This window comes from Micromonospora sp. WMMD1274 (assembly GCF_049179035.1).
GTDB classification, from domain to species: Bacteria; Actinomycetota; Actinomycetes; order Mycobacteriales; family Micromonosporaceae; genus Micromonospora; species Micromonospora tulbaghiae.
The window spans coordinates 3,540,020-3,557,613 of the sequence record NZ_JBMHMG010000001.1 but is presented as its reverse complement, the minus strand read 5'-3'; the positions used below and the strand labels follow the sequence as shown (position 1 = coordinate 3,557,613).

Genomic DNA, 17,594 nt, shown 5'->3' with positions numbered 1-17,594 from the left:
CTGGCGTCCGCCCGTCAGGACCGGGCCGGGCCGGCCCGGGACGTCGCGACGGCGTCCCGGGTCAGGTTCGGCAGCGGTGCGACACGTACCCGTGCCGTGACGATCAGATCCAGTCCGTCGACCCGACACCCGGTCATCCGGCCGCCGTTGGCCGAGACCAGCTCGGCGGCGCGAGCACAGGCGGCATCGGCGCCGTCGAGCACCTGGGCGGCACCCGCCAGCGCTCCGAAGTCCGCCGCGTTGCGGGCCTGATGCCGCGCGCACCGGGCCGCCCCGAGCGCGGCGCCGAACACACCGACCAGCACGAACACCAACCCGATCGCGAGCAGGCAGACGGTCGCGCCGCCCCGGTCGGCCTGAGGCGTACCGCCGGCTGACTTCCTGCGCTCCCCGCTCTCCACGGGCACGCCGGCTCTCACGGCACCGGCCCTGGCGCGCCGGGTTCCACGGCGGCCACCGCCTCCCCCGACACGACCAGGCGGGGCAACCGCGCACCGAACGTCCGGACCGGCGCCCAGACCGTCGCCGTGACCCGATCACCGGTCACCGTCACGGCCACCTCGGCGCCCTCGGGGGCGTACCGGGTTCCGGTGACGGTGCCGGGCTCGCCCCGGGCCGCGGCAAGAGCCGCCTCCCGGGCCGCGTCGACACACGCGACCCGGGTGCCCACCGCGTTCACCGCGGTCAGCCCGGCGACGAGGAGCAGCATGAGCGCCGGCAGGCCGGCCGCCAACTCAGCGGTGAAGGAACCCCGCTCGCACGCGACCCGCGAGCGCCACCGGCGCCACACCGTCCCGGCCCGGGTGCCGGCCGCTCCCAGGATCAGACCGGGCTCGGCCGACACGTCGAACGGGACCGCTGGTTCGTGGAGCCACCGACCACGACGACCGGCCCGCCGGCGCGCGATCACTTCAGGGCCCGGTCGATGACGGCGGTCAGCGCGGACTGCACGTTGCCGGAGGTGAGCACCTTCAGCAGGATCCCGGCGAAGGCGACCGCGGCGAGGGTGCCCACTGCGTACTCGGCGGTGTTCATTCCGGCGTCACCCCGCAGGCGGGTGAGGAGCTTGCGCATTCGTACGTCCCTTCTCGATGGTTCACAGCACGTCGCCGAGGACGGCGACGATCACCGGCACCAGACCGGCGAGAATGAAGGCGGGCAGGAAGCACAGCCCGAGCGGCAGCACGATGAGCACGCCCGCGCGGCGGGCCGCCGCCTCGGCCGCGGTCGACCGCTCGGCCCGCAGGTCGTCGGCCAGCCGGGTCAGTGCGCGAGCCAGTGCGGCACCGCTGTTCGACGAGCGGACCGCCGCCGCGACCACGGGTTCGGCCCCGGTGACGCCGTCCAGGTGCGCCCACGCTTCACCGGGGCTCCCACCGAGCCGTAGCGTCCGGCCGACCCGGCCGAGCCGGTCCGCGAGTGGCCCGCCGAGCGCCTCGGCGACGGCGAGCACCGAGCGGTCGACCGGCGCCCCAGCCCGCAGCGCGGCGGCCAGCAGATCCGCTGCCAGCGGCAGGTCGGCGGTCTCCCGCAGCCGCCGTTCCCGGGCTGCGCGCGGCTCGATCCGGCGCAGCAGACGATCGGCGGCGACACCGGCCGGCAGCCCGAGGAATACGCCCGTCACCCCGCCGACGACCACCGCCACCGCGATCCCGGCCAGCGTTGCGCCGAGGCGTACCCGATCCGGGAACCACGCCGGGCGGTCCGGTCGCGGCGCCGGGACGAGACGGCGCAGCCGCCGTGCCGGGCGGACGGCCGGACCGGCGACGACCAGGAGCGACGCGGCGCCGCCGAGACAGACGGCGGCCAGCACCTGCCGTGACATCAGGCGGCCCGCCCGGGCGTGACGCCGAGCCGCTCGGCCCAGAGCAACCCACCGACCTGCAACACGACAGCCGTCACCGCGCTGCCGGCACCCACCGGCGTGTGCAGGAGCACCTCCACCGGGTCCACCCCGATGCCGTAGCCGAGACCGATTCCGCCGAGCGGCAGCGCGGCGAGCAGCCACGCGGTCGCCCGCGCCCCGGCAGCCTGGGCGGCGGCAGCGGCGAGGCCCCGGTCGGCGGCGCGGGCGTCGGCCTCGATCCGTTCCAGCAGATCGGCCAGCGGCGCACCCGTCTGGTCGGCCAGCTTCCGTGCGGCCCGGGCCAGCCGCGCGACGCGTCCCGGGCCGTCGTCGTCACCGTTGCCGGCGGGCAGCCCGGCCCGCAGGTCGGCGGCCACGGCGGCGAGGTGGTCGAGATCGCGGCGGTGCGCGAGGGTGGCCAACCGGTGGGTACGCCGGCGCAGCACCGCCCGGGCCGCGAGCACGGCGTAGGTGGCGAGCACTACGGCTGCCACCGGACCGCCGAGCAGCGCCCCGGTCACCGCACCACACAGCGCCGCCACCGGCAGTACGCGCCCGGCGGAGAGCGCCAGCGCGGGAGCCGACGCCGGAGAGAATGTCACCGGCACCGACACGAGGTCCGTCCATCGCCTCACCTGATGCCCGGCACCTGGTCGACGCCGTTCCCTGTCCCGGCCGGGCGGCCGGGCGGACGCCCTCGGCCCGGAGTCGAGCGGACGTCGTGGCGGTTCCGGGGATGCTGGACGCGCACCCGTCACCCGCTCGCCCCGGGTGCCCGCACCACCCAGGACCGCCAGGCGCCGGGCGCGACCGGCCCGGACCGGCCAGGCGACGGCGACCGCCGCGGCGGCCAGGAGCAGGACCGCCGGCCAGAGGTGGCCGGTCACGACGGTGCCACCGGGGTGGGCCACGCCGCCTGGAGGATCGGCGGCAACGGTGCTCCCCGCTCCCGCAGCAGGCCGGCGAGCAGCTGGGCCGCCGGGGCGAGACCCCGGCCGCGCGCCCAGGCCGGGACCACTGTGACCACCCGGTCGGGTCCGTCGGGCAGCAGCAGGCCGATGGAGTCCAGTACGCGCCCCTCGCCGGTGCGGCGGAGTTGGAGGACGACCTGCAACGCGGCGGCGACCTGCGCGTGCAGTGCGAGCCGGGGCAGGCCGCCGAGCATCCCGAGTGCCTCCAGCCGGGCCGGAACGTCGGCCGGGGCGTTCGCGTGCAGCGTTCCCGCCCCACCGTCGTGGCCGGTGTTCAACGCCGCGAGCAGGTCGACCACTTCGGCGCCCCGGCACTCACCCACGACCAGCCGGTCCGGCCGCATCCGCAGCGCCTGCCGGACCAGGTCGCCGAGCCCGACGGCACCGGCGCCCTCGACGTTCGCCGTCCGCGCCTGCAGGCCGATCACGTGCGGGTGCACCGGACGCAGCTCGGCGGCGTCCTCCACCAGCACGATCCGCTCGGTGCCGGGCACCAGCCCGAGCAGCGTGTTGAGCAGCGTCGTCTTGCCCGAGCCCGTGCCGCCGCTGACCAGGTACGCGAGGCGGGCCGCCACGAGGGCGGCGAGCAGCGGGGCGATCGGCCGGGGCACTGTGCCCCGCTCGACGAGTTCGTCGAGGGTGAACGGCCGCTGCCGGAAGGTACGCAGCGACAGGTAGGGCCCGTCGGTCGCCACCGGAGGCAGCACCGCGTGCAGCCGGGTGCCGTCGGGCAACCGCGCGTCGGCGTACGGCGAGGCGTCGTCGAGCCGGCGACCGGCCGCCGCGGTGAGGCGCTGCGCCAACCGGCGTACGTCGTCGAGTGTGCCCAGCGGCACGGCGACCTGGCGCAGGCCCCGCCCCCGGTCGACCCAGACCCGAACGCCGTTCACCAGTACGTCGGTGACCTGCGGGTCGGCGAGCAGAGGAGCCAGTGGACCGGCGCCGACCAGGTCGTCGTGCACCCGGTCGGCGATCCGCAGCAGCGTGGTGTCACCGAGCACCGCCGTCGCCGGTTCGGCGCGTACCGCGGAGACGATCGCCGCCGGTGTGACCGGCGTGGCCTCGGCGGCGAACCGGTGCCGGACCCGGGCGGCCAGCTCTCCCCGGCCGGTCATGCCGCACCCGCGGCCGACGACCCGACCAGCTCGTCCACGATCCGCTGGCACAGCGCGGCGAGCGGCCCCTTCCCGCTCGCGCCCGGTGCCTCGCCCCGCTCCAGTCCGCGGCACAGCCCCGGCTCAGGTCGGAGCGTGCCGGCGAGTGGCAGCCCCAGCGCCCGGGACACCTCGGCCGCCCGCAGCCGGCCGGGTGCCGGACCGCGCACGACGACCGACAGGTCGACGCAGTGCGGCGCGGCCACGGCCGCGACCCGGGCCGCCGCGGCTGCCGCCCTCAGCTCGGCCGGTACGACGAGCAGCGCGCGGTCGGCGGCCTGGAGCGCGACCACCGCGGCGTCGTCGAGGTGCCGGGGCAGGTCGAGTACGACCAGGTTCCGCCCTCGCCGCCCGGCGTCCACTGTGGCGGCCATCGCCTCGGCCGGCAGGTGCCGCAGGTCGCCCCGATCCCAGGAGAGCACCACCAGGTCGCCTCGGCTGGGCAGCGCACGGATCAGCGACGGCGGATCGACGCGCCCGTCCGTGCCGGCCAGCTCCGGCCAGCGCAGCCCGTCGAGCTGCTCCCAGCCGAGCACCAGGTCGAGACCGCCGCCGAGCGGGTCCGCGTCGACCAGGAGCGTCCGCAGCCGGGACCGGGCCGCGCTGACGGCGAGCCCACCGGCCAGCACGCTGGCTCCGGCGCCGCCCCGGCCGCCGAGCACCGCCACCACCCGGCCCTGACCCGGGCCGGCCGGACCGGTCACGCACTCGGCGAACCGGTCGACCAGCCAGGGCTCGGCCGCCGGCAACGTCGCGACGTGCTCCGCGCCGATGAGTTCGGCCAACTCCGTACCCGGATCGAGCTCTCCGGAGCGACCGACCAGGACCGTGCGGGCGCGGCGGGGAAGGCGCGCCCGCAGGCAGGCCGCCGCCTGGTCGGCGCCGATGAGCACCAGCGGCGCCGGTGCCCAGCGGGCCCGGGCGGCGGCCGGATCGGCCGCCAGCTCGACCTCGGTGCCGCCGGCCGCCGCGAGTCGCAACAGCTCGTCGAGCAGATCGCCGTCGGAGGTGACGAGCAGGGGCAGGCGACGGTACGGCGGGAGCGGGGTGCGGGGCGGCATGGCGGCCTCCATCGGTCGGACTCGGACGTGCCGGGGTGAGCCTGCCCGGCCGGGGGATGCGGAATCGGCGCCCTGTGGACAACGGAGGCCGTTGTGGACAGACCTCGGGGACCCGGTTGATCTGCTATGTGCCGGAGACGGAGCCAACGGGTGGGCAATCGGCCATTGACGACAGGGATGATCGGTAACGGATAATCGGGGCCCTTCGCCGCCCGATGGACGGCACCGGCTTGCGGAATCGAGGCCATGACCGATTCACCGCACCCCCTGGCGATCCGCTCGGATGGACGCCACTCGCGATCCGGCCGGAGGACCGAAGACGGGGTCTGGCTACGCGATCCGTCGCCGACACTGCTCGCCGCGATCGCCGTCGGCCTCGTGGTCGTGGTGCTGGCGAGCATCGTCAGCGTCTTCGCCACGCCACGTCGCCCCGACCTCCCGCCGCCGATCAAGGGCCAGGCGATCCTGGCGTCCCCGACGAGGGCGGAGTTGGTGACGGAGGCACCCGCCGAGTCCTACGCACCGCCGTCGGTGTCGTTCTCCAACCGCGCCGTGGCGCCGACCCGGACCGCAGCACCGACCCGCCGCGCCACCCCGAGCAGCTGGTCGACCTCACCGAAGCCGTCGACCCCCCGGTCCAAGCCGCCTGTGGTCGGACCCGGGGAACTGGCCCCACTGCCGGCCTCGCGCGAATCGCGGCTGCGCTCGCACGGCGGCGGTCCGTCGACGTTCGTCGACTTCGTCAACAACCACGGGTCGACAGTCGTGGTCCACTGGATCAACTACGAGGGCCGGCGGCAGCAGTACGCGGTGCTCCGGCCCGGGCAGTCCTACCGGCAGCAGACGTACGTCGGTCATCCGTGGGTGGTGGCCGACGAGCGGGGCCGCGGACTGGTGTGCTTCGAGCCGGCCCGGCAGACGCTGCGCGCGGTGATCCGATAACTCCCTTGCCGGGCCCGACCCGCGGCTGCGACGCTCCGTCGGGTGATCGACAAGCCGGACATCGACGAGCGGACGCTGGCGGCCGAGGTTGCCACCGCCTGGTCGGTGGACGTCACCGAGCTGGCGTTCATGCCGGTCGGGCTCGACGGGCACGCGTGGGCGTACCGGGTGGAGACGTCCGACGGCAGGCGCTACTTCCTCAAGGTACGCCGCGGCGACTTCACCCCGGCCGCCGTCCTGCTGCCCCGTTTTCTGCGCGCGCAGGGCCTTCGGCAGGTGGTCGCACCCTTGGACCTCCCCGAGGGCGGTGCCGGGCGCGAGTTCGGGGACTATCGGCTACTGCTCTACCCGTTCCACGACGGCGGCAGCCTGTGGGGTCGCGGCCTCACCGACCGCCAGTGGATCGAGTACGGCGAGTTCCTGGGCCGGCTGCACCGGGTCACGCCGAGCGCCGAGGTCGCCGCCGTCCTGCCGGCCGAGACGTACCGGTCGAGCGCGGGCGAGCGGTTGCGAACCCTCGGCGGGCACGCCTCGACGAGCGAGGTTCTGGGCGACTTCTGGGACCGGTACGGCGCCGCGCTGCGTCGGCTGGCGGAGACCGTCGACGAGCTGGCGTCGCGCGTGACACGGGGGCGGCACGTCATCTGCCACGCCGACATCCATCCGGGCAACCTCATCGCCGACGGCGACGGTCCCCTGCACGTCGTGGACTGGGACGCGCCGATCCTCGCGCCGCGCGAGCGGGACCTGATGTTCGTCTACAGCGCCGACTTCGGGGACCACCCGATCAACGGGCGCCGGGCCGAACTCTTCCGCGAGGGCTATGGGGCGCTGGAGCCGGACCCGGTCCTGCTGAGCTATTACCGCAGCGAGCGGCATCTCGACGATGTGGCCGTGTTTCTGGGCAGCATTCTCAGTTCGGAGGCCAGCGCGGAGGCTCGGGCCAACGACCTGTACTGGCTCACCCGGATCGCCGAGGCGGTCGCCGACCCCGGATACGCGCCCTGAGCCGGACGCGGAACGCTCATACCGCAAAGGGACGACCCCCGTCGGGGGGAGACGGGGGTCGTCTTGTGGTTCGGCTCCGGGGGGGTCGAGCCGAACCGACTCAGCGGTTACGGGGGGTGCAACCGCCGAGGCCCATCGACGCCGGGTATGCGAACTCCCGTCGCGAGCACAAGCATGCCGCAGTCGACCCTTATACGTCGAGTGTTGTTCACTCCACGCAAAGCTAAATTCATCGATAGATACCTGTGACCGCCGTCACTCCACCGGGTGCTCATCGGCTTTCGCTACCCGGGCGGACGCCTCCACGCCTCTCGTCGGGCTAGACTTTCGCGCCGTGGGCCGCAGCGCCGCTTTCTTCGATCTCGACAAGACCGTCATCGCCAAGTCGAGCGCCCTGGCGTTCGGTCGGCCGTTCTACCGGGACGGGCTGATCACCCGGCGTGACGTGGTCAAGTCGGCGTACGCGCAGTTGATGTTCCGGCTGGGCGGCACCGACGAGCAGACCATGGCCCGCACCCGGGACTACCTGGCCACACTCTGCAAGGGCTGGCCGGTGGAACAGGTCCGCCAGATCGTCGCGGAGACGCTGCACGAACTGATCAACCCCTATGTGTACGCCGAGGCGGCCGCCCTGATCGAGGAGCACCAGGCCGCCGGGCGGGACGTGGTGCTGGTCTCCGCGTCCGGTGACGAGATGGTCCGGCCGATCGGTGAGCTGCTCGGGATCACCGACGTGATCGCCACCCGGATGGGCGTGGTGGACGGGCGGTACAGCGGCGAGGTCGAGTTCTACGCGGCCGGTCCGAGCAAGGTCGAGGCGGTCAGCGAACTGGCTCTTGAGCGGGACTACGACCTGGCCGACTCGTACGCGTACTCCGACTCGTACTCCGATCGGCCGCTGCTGGAGTGCGTGGGGCATCCGACGGTGGTCAACCCGGACCGGGCGTTGCGCAAGCTGGCGGTGGAGAACGCGTGGCCGGTGCTGGAGTTCCGGCACCCGATCCCGCTGGGCCGCCGGTTGCGCGAGCGGCCGGCGGTGCCGGTCGCCGCGGCGGCGCTCGGCGTGGGCGTCGGCGTGGCCATCGGCATCGCCTGGTACGGCCGGCACCGCCGCACCCGCACCGCCGCACCCACCGCCTGACACCCGCAACCGTCAGGACGCGGCGAGGATCTCGTCGCCGATCAGCGTGATCTGGTCGACGCCGACCTCCACAGCGCTCATGTAGTGCCGCAGCCACGAGCGCAGGCCGTCGGGCGTGCCGGTGGCGAACGCGCCGGCCGCGCCCACGTACTCCGGCTCGCGCTCACGGTGACCGACGTCCACCGCGACGAGCCCGCGGGGGTCGAACCCGGTGGAGATCAGCACCAGCCGGGCGGCGGCGCGGGCCACCACCCCGGACGGGCCGGGGAACGGGCGCAGGTTCAGCAGCTCGCCGTGGACGACGGCGGCCAGCACCAGCGGTGGCACCCTGGTGCCGCCGGCGACCAGGGCGGCCAGGCCGTCGAGGCGGGCCGCGACCACCGGGTCGGCGACCGGCCGGCCCAGTTCCTCCTCGGTCACCACGTCGCGGGCGGCGAGCACGTGCAGCCGGGCCATCACCTGCCGGGGTGCCTTGGGCCAGAGGTCGCTCAGTCCGGGCAGCGCCCCGGCGACCCGGAGCGCGCCCTGGAGCACCGGGTCGGTGACGGTCCCGGCGCGTACCTCCTCGCGGTCGTGGACGCGGCCCTCCAGCGCGGCGCTGGCCACTGCCGAGCGGAGACTGACCTCGGCGGCGACCTGGCCGCCCTGGCGGCGCAGCGCGCGGTGCCGGTGGGCCAGGTCGACCCGCTCGCGGGCCCGCTCGACGGCGGGGGCGACGTCGGCGAGCGCGAGCAGCGGGGCGAGCGGATCGGTGGTCACCCCGTCACGCTAGCGACCGGCGGGCCGGTATCCGCCTCCGCCCGCCGGGAAAGTGACGCCGTCGGCGTCGCGCGGTGCACTCGGCGCGGGGACCGGGCCGCTCGGCGCGCGGTGAGGGGGCGGGCGGTCGCGACGGGGGTACGGCGGGACTAACCTTCCCCGGAGTAGGAGACGCAGGTCACGCGACGAAGGAGTCACCGCATGAGCGAGGCATTGGCCAACTTGCTGAACGAGACGCGCCAGTTCCCGCCGCCGGCTGAACTCGCCGCGAACGCCAACGTGACCGCCGAGGCGTACGAGGAGGCGGCCGGGGACCGGCTGGCCTTCTGGGAGCGCCAGGCCGGCCGGCTGGCCTGGGCCCAGCCGTGGGAGCAGGTGCTCGACTGGTCGAACGCCCCGTTCGCGAAGTGGTTCACCGGGGGCCGGCTCAACGTGGCGTACAACTGCCTGGACCGGCACGTCGAGGCGGGCCACGGCGACAAGGTGGCGATCCACTGGGAGGGCGAGCCGGGCGACACCCGTACCGTCACCTACGCCGACCTGCACAAGCTCACCTGTCAGGCGGCGAACGCGCTGACCGAGCTGGGCGTGACCGCCGGTGACCGGGTGGCGATCTACATGCCGATGATCCCGGAGGCGGCGGTGGCGATGCTCGCCTGCGCCCGGATCGGCGCCACGCACAGCGTGGTGTTCGGCGGCTTCTCCGCCGACGCGCTGACCAACCGGATCCAGGACGCCAGCGCCAAGGTGGTGATCACCGCGGACGGCGGCTTCCGCCGGGGCAAGCCGTCGGCGCTCAAGCCGACGGTGGACGAGGCGGTGGCGAAGTGCCCGTCGGTGGAGCACGTGCTGGTGGTCCGCCGTACCGGGGAGGAGGTCGCCTGGTCGGGCAAGGACCACTGGTGGCACGAGACGGTCGAGACCGCGTCGCCGGAGCACGAGGCGCAGGCGTTCGACGCCGAGCACCCGCTGTTCATCCTCTACACCAGCGGCACGACCGCCCGGCCGAAGGGCATCCTGCACACCACCGGCGGCTACCTGACCCAGACGTCGTACACCACGCACGCGGTCTTCGACCTGAAGCCGGAGACGGACGTCTACTGGTGCACCGCCGACATCGGCTGGGTGACCGGGCACTCCTACATCGTGTACGGACCGCTCTCCAACGGCGCCACCCAGGTCATGTACGAGGGCACGCCGGACACCCCGCACAAGGGCCGCTTCTGGGAGGTCGTCAACAAGTACAAGGTGACCATCCTGTACACCGCGCCGACGCTGATCCGCACCATGATGAAGTGGGGCGAGGACATCCCGGCCGGGTACGACCTGTCGTCGCTGCGCCTGCTCGGCAGCGTCGGTGAGCCGATCAACCCGGAGGCGTGGATCTGGTACCGGCAGCACGTCGGCCGCGGCGAGCTGCCGGTGGTGGACACCTGGTGGCAGACCGAGACCGGCGCCATCATGATCTCGCCGCTGCCCGGCGTGACCGAGGCGAAGCCCGGCTCGGCGATGAGCCCGCTGCCCGGCATCGTCGCCGACGTGGTCGACGACCAGGGCCAGTCGGTGCCGAACGGCGGGGGCGGATACCTGGTGCTGAAGGAGCCGTGGCCGTCGATGCTGCGGACGATCTGGGGCGACGACAACCGGTTCCTGGAGACGTACTGGTCCCGGTTCGGCGCGGGTTCGAACACCGGCGACGAGTGGGTCTACTTCGCCGGTGACGGCGCGAAGAAGGACGACGACGGGCACATCTGGCTGCTCGGCCGGGTGGACGACGTGATGCTGGTGTCCGGCCACAACATCTCCACCACCGAGGTGGAGTCGGCGCTGGTGAGCCACCCGTCGGTGGCGGAGGCGGCGGTGGTCGGCGCGACCGACCCGACCACCGGCCAGGCGATCGTCGCGTTCGCCATCCCGCGCGGCAGCGCGGACATCTCGGGTGACGCGGGCGAGCAGCTCATCGCCGAGCTGCGCAACCACGTGGCGAAGACGCTCGGCCCGATCGCCAAGCCGCGGCAGATCATGCTGGTGCCCGAGCTGCCGAAGACCCGCTCCGGGAAGATCATGCGCCGGCTGCTGCGGGACGTGGCGGAGAACCGCTCGCTCGGCGACGTGACCACGCTCCAGGACTCCTCGGTCATGGAGATGATCTCGTCGGGGATGAGCGGCGGGAAGTCCGACGAGGACTGACGTCGACTGATGACGAGGGGCGGGCCGCCGGGCGGTCCGCCCCTTCGTCGTATCCGGGATCCGCGCCGTCGATCGGGGGATCCGGGACTGACCTGATCGGCCAGAGGGCCTGATCACCTCTGTCGATGTCGCTCGTCGTCGGTTACGTTCAGCCCACCGGCGGATTTCGACGAGCGTCACTGAGACGGCCGGTCCCTCACCATTCCCTACGAACGGAGTGGCATGCTCCCCATGTCGCAGCACAGGGCACGGCGACGCTTACTCGTCGCACTGCCCGCCATCGCGCTCGCGGCCACGTCGCTGACCGTGACGGGCAGCGCGGCGGCTCAGCCGGCCCGGTCCGCACCGGTCACGATCGGGGCGGACGAGCACTACATCAACTACGCCGAGCCCGAGGTCCAGCCGGACACCGGCGGCAAGGAGGTCAAGGGCCGCGACGGCATCTTCTCCTCGCCGGCGGACGAGGCCCGCGCCTACGACCGCAAGTACGCCGGGGGCAACCCGATCGCGGCGCGCGAGCTGGCCAAGCTGGAGGCCAAGTCCATCCGGACCGGCCAGAGCCCTCGGAAGATCAAGAAGGCCAAGAGCACGCAGACCGCCAAGCTGCTGACGCTGCTCGTCGAGTTCAACGACAAGGCCAACGACGACTTCACCGACGTGATGGTCCCGAAGACGGTGTTCGAGGACCGCACCTGCGTTCCCGGCACCGTGCAGAACGGGCCGCGGCACAACACGATCCCGAACCCGGCCACGCTGCCGCACAAGGACAACAACTCGATGTGGGTGCCGGACTTCTCCCCGGCCCACTACGACAAGATGCTGTACAGCAAGAAGGGCATCACCGAGCGGGTCCGCAAGGACCTGAAGGGGCCGGACGGCAAGCCGGGCATCAGCCTCGCCGGGCGGACCATGCACAACATGTACCTGGAGATGTCCAAGAACGCGTACACCGTGGACGGGCAGGCCAGCCCGTGGATCACGGTGCCGCACTCGGAGGGCTGGTACGCCGCCTCGCGCTGCTTCCAGGACGAGAACGGCAACTGGGTCGCCGGGCGTGAGCAGTCGATGAACGGCCACCCGGACAACCCGCAGGGCGCCGGCCGGCTCGCCACCGACGCGATCGACGCGCTGGCCGCGGCCGACCCGAACTTCCCGTGGGCCGACTACGACATCGAGGACCAGAGCGACCGCGACGGCGACGGCAACTACCACGAGCCGGACGGCGTGATCGACCACCTGGTGCTGGTGCACGCCAACCAGGGCAAGTCCCGCGGTGGCGGTGACGTCGGGATCTACTCGGTCTGGGCGCACTCCTCGACCGTGACCGGCGGCTACACGATCCCGGGCACCAACCTGAAGGTGTCGAACTACATCGTGCAGCCGGAGGACGCCGGCGTCGGCGTCTTCGCCCACGAGTTCGGGCACGACCTGGGCCTGCCGGACCTGTACGACACCTCCGGCAACGCCGACTCGGACGTGGACTTCTGGGACCTGATGGCGTCCGGCTCGCACTCCGGCGAGATCTTCCAGGCGCTGCCGACCCACATGGGCCTCTGGGACAAGTGGGTGCTGGGCTGGGCCGAGCCGAAGACGTTCGGGCCGGGTGACCGGGCCAAGCTGGTCAAGCTCGGGCAGACCTCGCGTACGCCGGTCGGCACCGAGGACGGCATCAAGATCGACCTGCCGGACAAGGTGATCTCACTGGCCACGCCGCACAGCGGCTCGAACATGTGGTACTCCGGCGCCGACCAGGCCTGGGCGGATATCAAGCTCAGCCGCACGGTGACCGTCCCGAACGCCGCTGATGCGAAGTTCTGGATGTGGAACAACTACGTCATCGAGGCGGACTGGGACTACGGCTTCGTCGAGGTCTCCACCGACGGCGGCGCCACCTGGAGCGAGCAGAAGGTGTACGCCGAGGGCGGTGCGCTGGTCTCCACGAACGACGGCTACGCCGACCCGAACGGCCGCATGGTCGACTTCGGCAACAAGAAGTACGGCCTGACCGGCAGCACCAACGGCTGGCGGCACGACTACGTCGACCTGTCGTCGTACGCCGGGCAGACCGTGCAGGTCCGGCTGCGCTACGCCACCGACGAGGCGTTCCAGGAGCGCGGCTGGTTCGCCGACGACTTCTCGGTGACCGGCGGCGGCGCCACCACCTGGAGCGACGACGTGGAGAGCGGCGCGGCGGGCTGGACCCAGACCGGCGGCACCTTCACCGACACCAGTGGTGCGGGTTGGTTCATCGACTCGGGCACCCAGGTGAAGTCGCACTACTACCTGGCCGAGTGGCGTAACTTCGACGGCTTCGACAAGGGCCTGAAGTACACCTACGACACCGTCTACTCGCACGAGGCCTGGAAGGTCGACCGGATCGCGTACAACGCGCCGGGCATGCTGGTCTGGTATCGGGACACCCAGCTCGGCGACGTCAACCACGTCACCGCGCAGATGACCGCGCTGCCCAGCTACGGCGCCAAGGGCGGCCTGCTGATCGTCGACTCGCACAACGACCCGCTGCGCCGCAAGGGCGTCGCGGCCGAGAAGGACCCGTCGGTGCTGAAGAACCTGCCCAGCCGGCCGCAGTCCTCCAACGCCGCGTTCGGCCTGAAGCCGACGTACCCGTTCAAGGAGTGCCTGGAGGCGGCGGACGAGCCGTACAGCGAGTACTGCACGAAGTTCGGCCCGCAGGCTCCGGTGCGTGGCTTCACCGACGCCAAGGGCTGGTACCCGGGCATCGAGATCCGAGACGGCGCCGCGTACTCGCGGGACAACGACGCCTCGGTGGTCATCCCGTCGCGGGGCAACCAGCAGTACACGACCCGGGTGGTGAACCCGGACGGCACCCCGGCGACCGACTACTACGGTTCGACGCTGGGTGGCGGGGCGATCGTGCTCGGCACCGGCAACCCGGGTGACGCGGGCGTCCAGTACGGCGTCTCGATCATCATCAAGCGGGCCGCCAAGGACAACTCGTACGCCCAGGTGTACGTGGTTCCGCCGCGGAGCTGAGCCGTACGTTCAAACCGGAACCGGAATGACCGGAAAATGAGCTGAAGAGGCTCGATGGGGGAAGGGTCGGGAGCGTGAGCGCTCCCGACCCTTCCGCGTAGCCGGTTAATCCATGACTGTCACTGCGCCGCGTGATCCATACATCGCCGCTGGTCAACGGCTTGGTGACCGGCCGACATGTGACGGTGAAAAGCATTCCCAACAAAAAGTTGCTACAAATCGACGCACACATCTTCCCAGCAGTCGCAGCAGTGTCTATGTTCACCTTTGGTCCCACTAGTGGGACGTTCCACCGGCCCGTACCCCCAGTTGGGCCGGTTCCCTCACACCGGAGGTACCACGTGCGCAAAGTCGCAGTGGGTCTGCTCGGGCTTTCGCTGACCGCGACGGGACTGGTGGCAGGCACGTCCGCCAGCGCCGCGCCGACGCCGAAGTTGCCGGCCGCCGCCCCGTCGGTGGCCGAGCCTGCGCAGGCTGAGCACGACCTGCCCAACCCGCTCGAGGAGAAGCGGCGCGCGCTGCGCCAGGAGGGCCTCAGCGAGGTCCTGTCCGGCAGGGCGAAGGCCCAGAAGATCAACGGCAGCAAGGTCGTCAAGGTCGGCGAGCAGGCTGTCGCCGGTCCCGCGGCGGGCAAGGCAGCCAAGAGCACCAAGGCCGGCAAGGGTCCGACCAAGGACCAGTACGTCGAACTCTCCCGCGAGCGGACCGACAAGATCTTCGTCATCCTCGCGGAGTTCGGCGACGAGCGGCACCCGAACTACCCGGACCAGGACACCGACCCGGACACCCCGGGCCCGACCCGGTTCGACGGCCCGCTCCGCAACCAGATCCCCCAGCCCAACCGGGCGGTGGACAACTCCACCGTGTGGCAGGCCGACTACAGCGCCGACCACTACCGGAAGCTGTACTTCGGCACCGCCCCCGGTGACGAGTCGCTGAAGCAGTACTACGAGGCCCAGTCCTCGGGTCGGTACAGCGTCGACGGCGAGGTCACCAACTGGGTGAAGGTCCGGTACAACGAGGCCCGCTACGGCCGTTCCGACGGCTACCCGTGCGCCTCGAACGTCTGCAACAACACCTGGGCGCTGGTCCGCGACGCCGCCAACCAGTGGGTCGCCGACCAGAAGGCGCAGGGCCGCTCCGACGCGGAGATCGCCGCGGACGTCAAGGCGATGGACGAGTGGGACCGGTACGACTTCGACGGCGACGGCGACTTCAACGAGCCGGACGGCTACATCGACCACTTCCAGATCGTCCACGCCGGCGGCGACCAGGCCGACGGTGACCCGTACCAGGGTGAGGACGCCATCTGGAGCCACCGGTGGTACGCCTTCGCCAGCGACCAGGGCAACACCGGCCCGGAGAACTTCCCGGCCGGCGGCACCCAGATCGGCAACACCGGCGTCTGGATCGGTGACTACACGATCCAGCCGGAGAACGGTGGCCGCAGCGTCTTCTACCACGAGTACGGCCACGACCTCGGTCTGCCGGACGACTACAACACCGGCACCAGCGCCGACAACAACAACGAGCACTGGACCCTGATGGCCCAGAGCCGGCTCGGCGCCAAGAACGACGCCGGCATCGGTGACCGCGGTGGCGACCTGGGCGCGTGGAACAAGCTCCAGCTCGGCTGGCTCGACTACGAGGTGGTCGTCGCCGGTCAGAAGCGCACCATGGAGATCGGCCCGCAGGAGTACAACTCCGCCAAGCCCCAGGGCGTCGTGGTGGTGCTGCCGCAGCGGGAGTACACGTTCCAAAACGGCAAGCCGTTCGAGGGTACGAAGCAGTTCTTCTCGGGCAACGCGGACGACCTGAACACCACGATGACGCGGACCGTCGACCTCACCGGGAAGACCAGTGCCGCGCTGTCGATGAAGGGTCGTTACAACATCGAGGCGGACTACGACTACCTCTTCTTCGAGGCGTCCACCGACGGTGGCCAGACCTGGACCTCGCTCCCCGGCACTGCCAACGGCAACGCGCTGAAGGAGATCTCCCCCGGGCGCTACGCCCTGGACGGCTCCAGTGACGACCAGTGGGTCGACATCAACATCCCGATGGACGCGGTCGCCGGCAACGTCGTGCAGTTCCGGCTCCGTTACCAGACGGACGGCGGCGTCTCGGACGGCGGTTTCTACGGTGACGCGATCACCGTGACGGCCGACGGCCAGACGGTGCTCACCGACGGCGCCGAGACCGGTGCCAGCGGCTGGACCCTCAACGGCTGGACCATCGCCGAGGAGACCTACACCCGCAAGTTCGACAACTACTACATCGCCGGCAACCGGTCGTACGTCTCGTACGACAAGTACCTCAAGACCGGCCCGTACTTCTTCGGGTACGCGAACACCCGCCCGGACTACGTGGACCACTACGCGTACCAGGAGGGTCTGCTGATTTCGTACTGGAACCTGCGCTGGGCGGACAACAACACCGCTCCGGCGTCGCCCACCAATCCGAACGGTCACCCGGGTGAGGGGCGGAACCTGTACATCGACGCGCACCCGCGGCCGATCTACAACCTGACCGGCCAGCCCTGGCGGGCCCGTGTCCAGGTGTACGACGCGCCGTTCAGCCTGAAGAAGGCGGACTCGTTCACCCTGCACCTCAACAGCCAGCCGCAGTACATCCGCGGCCAGGCTGCTGCTCCGCTGTTCGACGACAGCAAGCAGTACTGGTTCCCGGAGCTGCCGAACCACGGCGTCAAGGTCCCGAACAACGGGGTCAAGATCCGCGTGGTCGAGCAGAACGGCACCTCGATGAAGATCCGCATCTCCTGATCCACGGATCGACGCACCACGCGATGCCCGGGCGGGCTCACCGCCCGGGCATCGCCCGTTCCGGGGAACCCCCGGGACCCCGCCCGCGTCCCATCCGGGTGACGCCCCGTACCGCCCTGCCGGCTGCCCTCGCCACGGCGCTGCTCGCCACCGCGGGCTGCGCCGGAAACGGAGGATCAGTGCCCGACGAACGCCAGCCGCCCGCCCCGCCCGTCTCTCCCGTCCCTGCCACGCCGCCCGCGTCGGGAGCCGACGCGCCGGCCGCGAGCGGCGCGGGCACTCCGGCCGACCGCCCCACGCCGCTGTCCGCCACCGAACTCCCGACGCTGCGGCGTCCGGCCGGTCCGCCGAAGAAGCCGACCGACAACCGGCCCGGCGGCGTCGTCGGCGGGTGGATCACCCGCGGCGGGTCCGGGCCCTGCTACGGGTTGATGGACGAGAACGGCAAGGAGTACGCCGTGTACGGCCCGGACGCCGGTGAGCTGCGCAAGGGCGAGTTCGTCACATTGCGGCTCACCTCGCGGGACCGTTCGGTCGACTGCGGACCGGGCGTGCCGATGCGGATCACCGACTGAACGTCACCCGCGGTAGCGGCATGCGTACCGAAGGCACACACGCGGCCGGGCGGCAAGGGCGGAACGGCTGATTGACCACCACCGGCAGGACAACCATGATCGTGGATGTCTGGTACGGGGGTAACAGACGACCGGCGCGCGTCATGCGC

15 protein-coding genes are annotated in these 17,594 nt (G+C 71.9%); 7 read left to right on the top strand and 8 right to left on the bottom strand.

The features are described 5' to 3' along the window. Nucleotides 1-14 precede the first annotated feature (14 nt). The 7 genes from ACN27D_RS16755 to ssd form a co-directional block, all read right to left on the bottom strand. Nucleotides 15-407 (bottom strand): Rv3654c family TadE-like protein, encoded by a 393-nt coding sequence (locus ACN27D_RS16755; RefSeq protein WP_421499448.1) that lies wholly within the window; start codon nt 405-407, stop codon nt 15-17. A gap of 8 nt (nt 408-415) precedes the next feature. Next, complete coding sequence (locus ACN27D_RS16750; RefSeq protein ID WP_421501156.1) at nt 416-790, bottom strand: TadE family type IV pilus minor pilin; 375 nt, start codon at nt 788-790, stop codon at nt 416-418. Nucleotides 791-906: 116 nt separating this feature from the next. Beyond that, entirely contained in the window at nt 907-1,074 is a 168-nt protein-coding gene (locus ACN27D_RS16745) for a DUF4244 domain-containing protein (RefSeq protein ID WP_013283643.1), read from the bottom strand. A 22-nt stretch (nt 1,075-1,096) separates the two neighbouring features. Next, complete coding sequence (locus tag ACN27D_RS16740) at nt 1,097-1,825, bottom strand: type II secretion system F family protein (protein WP_421499447.1); 729 nt, start codon at nt 1,823-1,825, stop codon at nt 1,097-1,099. After that, the gene (locus ACN27D_RS16735; protein WP_421499446.1) at nt 1,825-2,733 is read right to left on the bottom strand and encodes a hypothetical protein; all 909 of its coding nucleotides are present in this window, start codon (nt 2,731-2,733) and stop codon (nt 1,825-1,827) included. The genes ACN27D_RS16740 and ACN27D_RS16735 overlap by 1 nt, the downstream gene beginning before the upstream one ends. Beyond that, nucleotides 2,730-3,932 (bottom strand): TadA family conjugal transfer-associated ATPase, encoded by a 1,203-nt coding sequence (locus ACN27D_RS16730; RefSeq protein WP_421499445.1) that lies wholly within the window; start codon nt 3,930-3,932, stop codon nt 2,730-2,732. Before ACN27D_RS16730 ends, ACN27D_RS16735 begins: the two co-directional genes overlap by 4 nt. Beyond that, a complete protein-coding gene (gene ssd, locus ACN27D_RS16725) occupies nt 3,929-5,032 on the bottom strand; it encodes a septum site-determining protein Ssd (protein ID WP_421499444.1) in 1,104 nt (367 codons plus the stop codon). The genes ACN27D_RS16730 and ssd overlap by 4 nt, the downstream gene beginning before the upstream one ends. A 246-nt stretch (nt 5,033-5,278) precedes the next feature. On the opposite strand from ssd, the gene ACN27D_RS16720 reads away from it, so the two are divergent. The 3 genes from ACN27D_RS16720 (at nt 5,279) to ACN27D_RS16710 (ending at nt 8,123) form a co-directional block, all read left to right on the top strand. Continuing rightward, nucleotides 5,279-5,974 (top strand): hypothetical protein, encoded by a 696-nt coding sequence (locus tag ACN27D_RS16720; RefSeq protein WP_421499443.1) that lies wholly within the window; start codon nt 5,279-5,281, stop codon nt 5,972-5,974. A 42-nt stretch (nt 5,975-6,016) separates the two neighbouring features. After that, nucleotides 6,017-6,982 (top strand): phosphotransferase enzyme family protein, encoded by a 966-nt coding sequence (locus ACN27D_RS16715; protein ID WP_421499442.1) that lies wholly within the window; start codon nt 6,017-6,019, stop codon nt 6,980-6,982. Nucleotides 6,983-7,316: 334 nt separating this feature from the next. Then, nucleotides 7,317-8,123, top strand: a complete 807-nt coding sequence (locus tag ACN27D_RS16710) for an HAD family hydrolase (protein WP_120572053.1) — start codon at nt 7,317-7,319, stop codon at nt 8,121-8,123. A gap of 12 nt (nt 8,124-8,135) precedes the next feature. Here ACN27D_RS16710 and ACN27D_RS16705 read toward each other — a convergent pair whose 3' ends face one another. Continuing rightward, nucleotides 8,136-8,882, bottom strand: a complete 747-nt coding sequence (locus ACN27D_RS16705; RefSeq protein ID WP_421499441.1) for an oxidoreductase — start codon at nt 8,880-8,882, stop codon at nt 8,136-8,138. Between the two features lie 201 nt (nt 8,883-9,083). On the opposite strand from ACN27D_RS16705, the gene acs reads away from it, so the two are divergent. The 4 genes from acs (at nt 9,084) to ACN27D_RS16685 (ending at nt 17,445) form a co-directional block, all read left to right on the top strand. Next, entirely contained in the window at nt 9,084-11,072 is a 1,989-nt protein-coding gene (gene acs / locus ACN27D_RS16700) for an acetate--CoA ligase (protein ID WP_421499440.1), read from the top strand. Between the two features lie 231 nt (nt 11,073-11,303). Continuing rightward, entirely contained in the window at nt 11,304-14,087 is a 2,784-nt protein-coding gene (locus tag ACN27D_RS16695; RefSeq protein WP_233585896.1) for an immune inhibitor A domain-containing protein, read from the top strand. A gap of 356 nt (nt 14,088-14,443) precedes the next feature. Beyond that, nucleotides 14,444-16,870: an immune inhibitor A domain-containing protein gene (locus ACN27D_RS16690; protein ID WP_421501155.1), complete on the top strand. Its 2,427-nt coding sequence runs from the start codon at nt 14,444-14,446 to the stop codon at nt 16,868-16,870. A 179-nt stretch (nt 16,871-17,049) separates the two neighbouring features. Beyond that, complete coding sequence (locus ACN27D_RS16685; protein WP_358191777.1) at nt 17,050-17,445, top strand: hypothetical protein; 396 nt, start codon at nt 17,050-17,052, stop codon at nt 17,443-17,445. Nucleotides 17,446-17,594 lie beyond the last annotated feature (149 nt).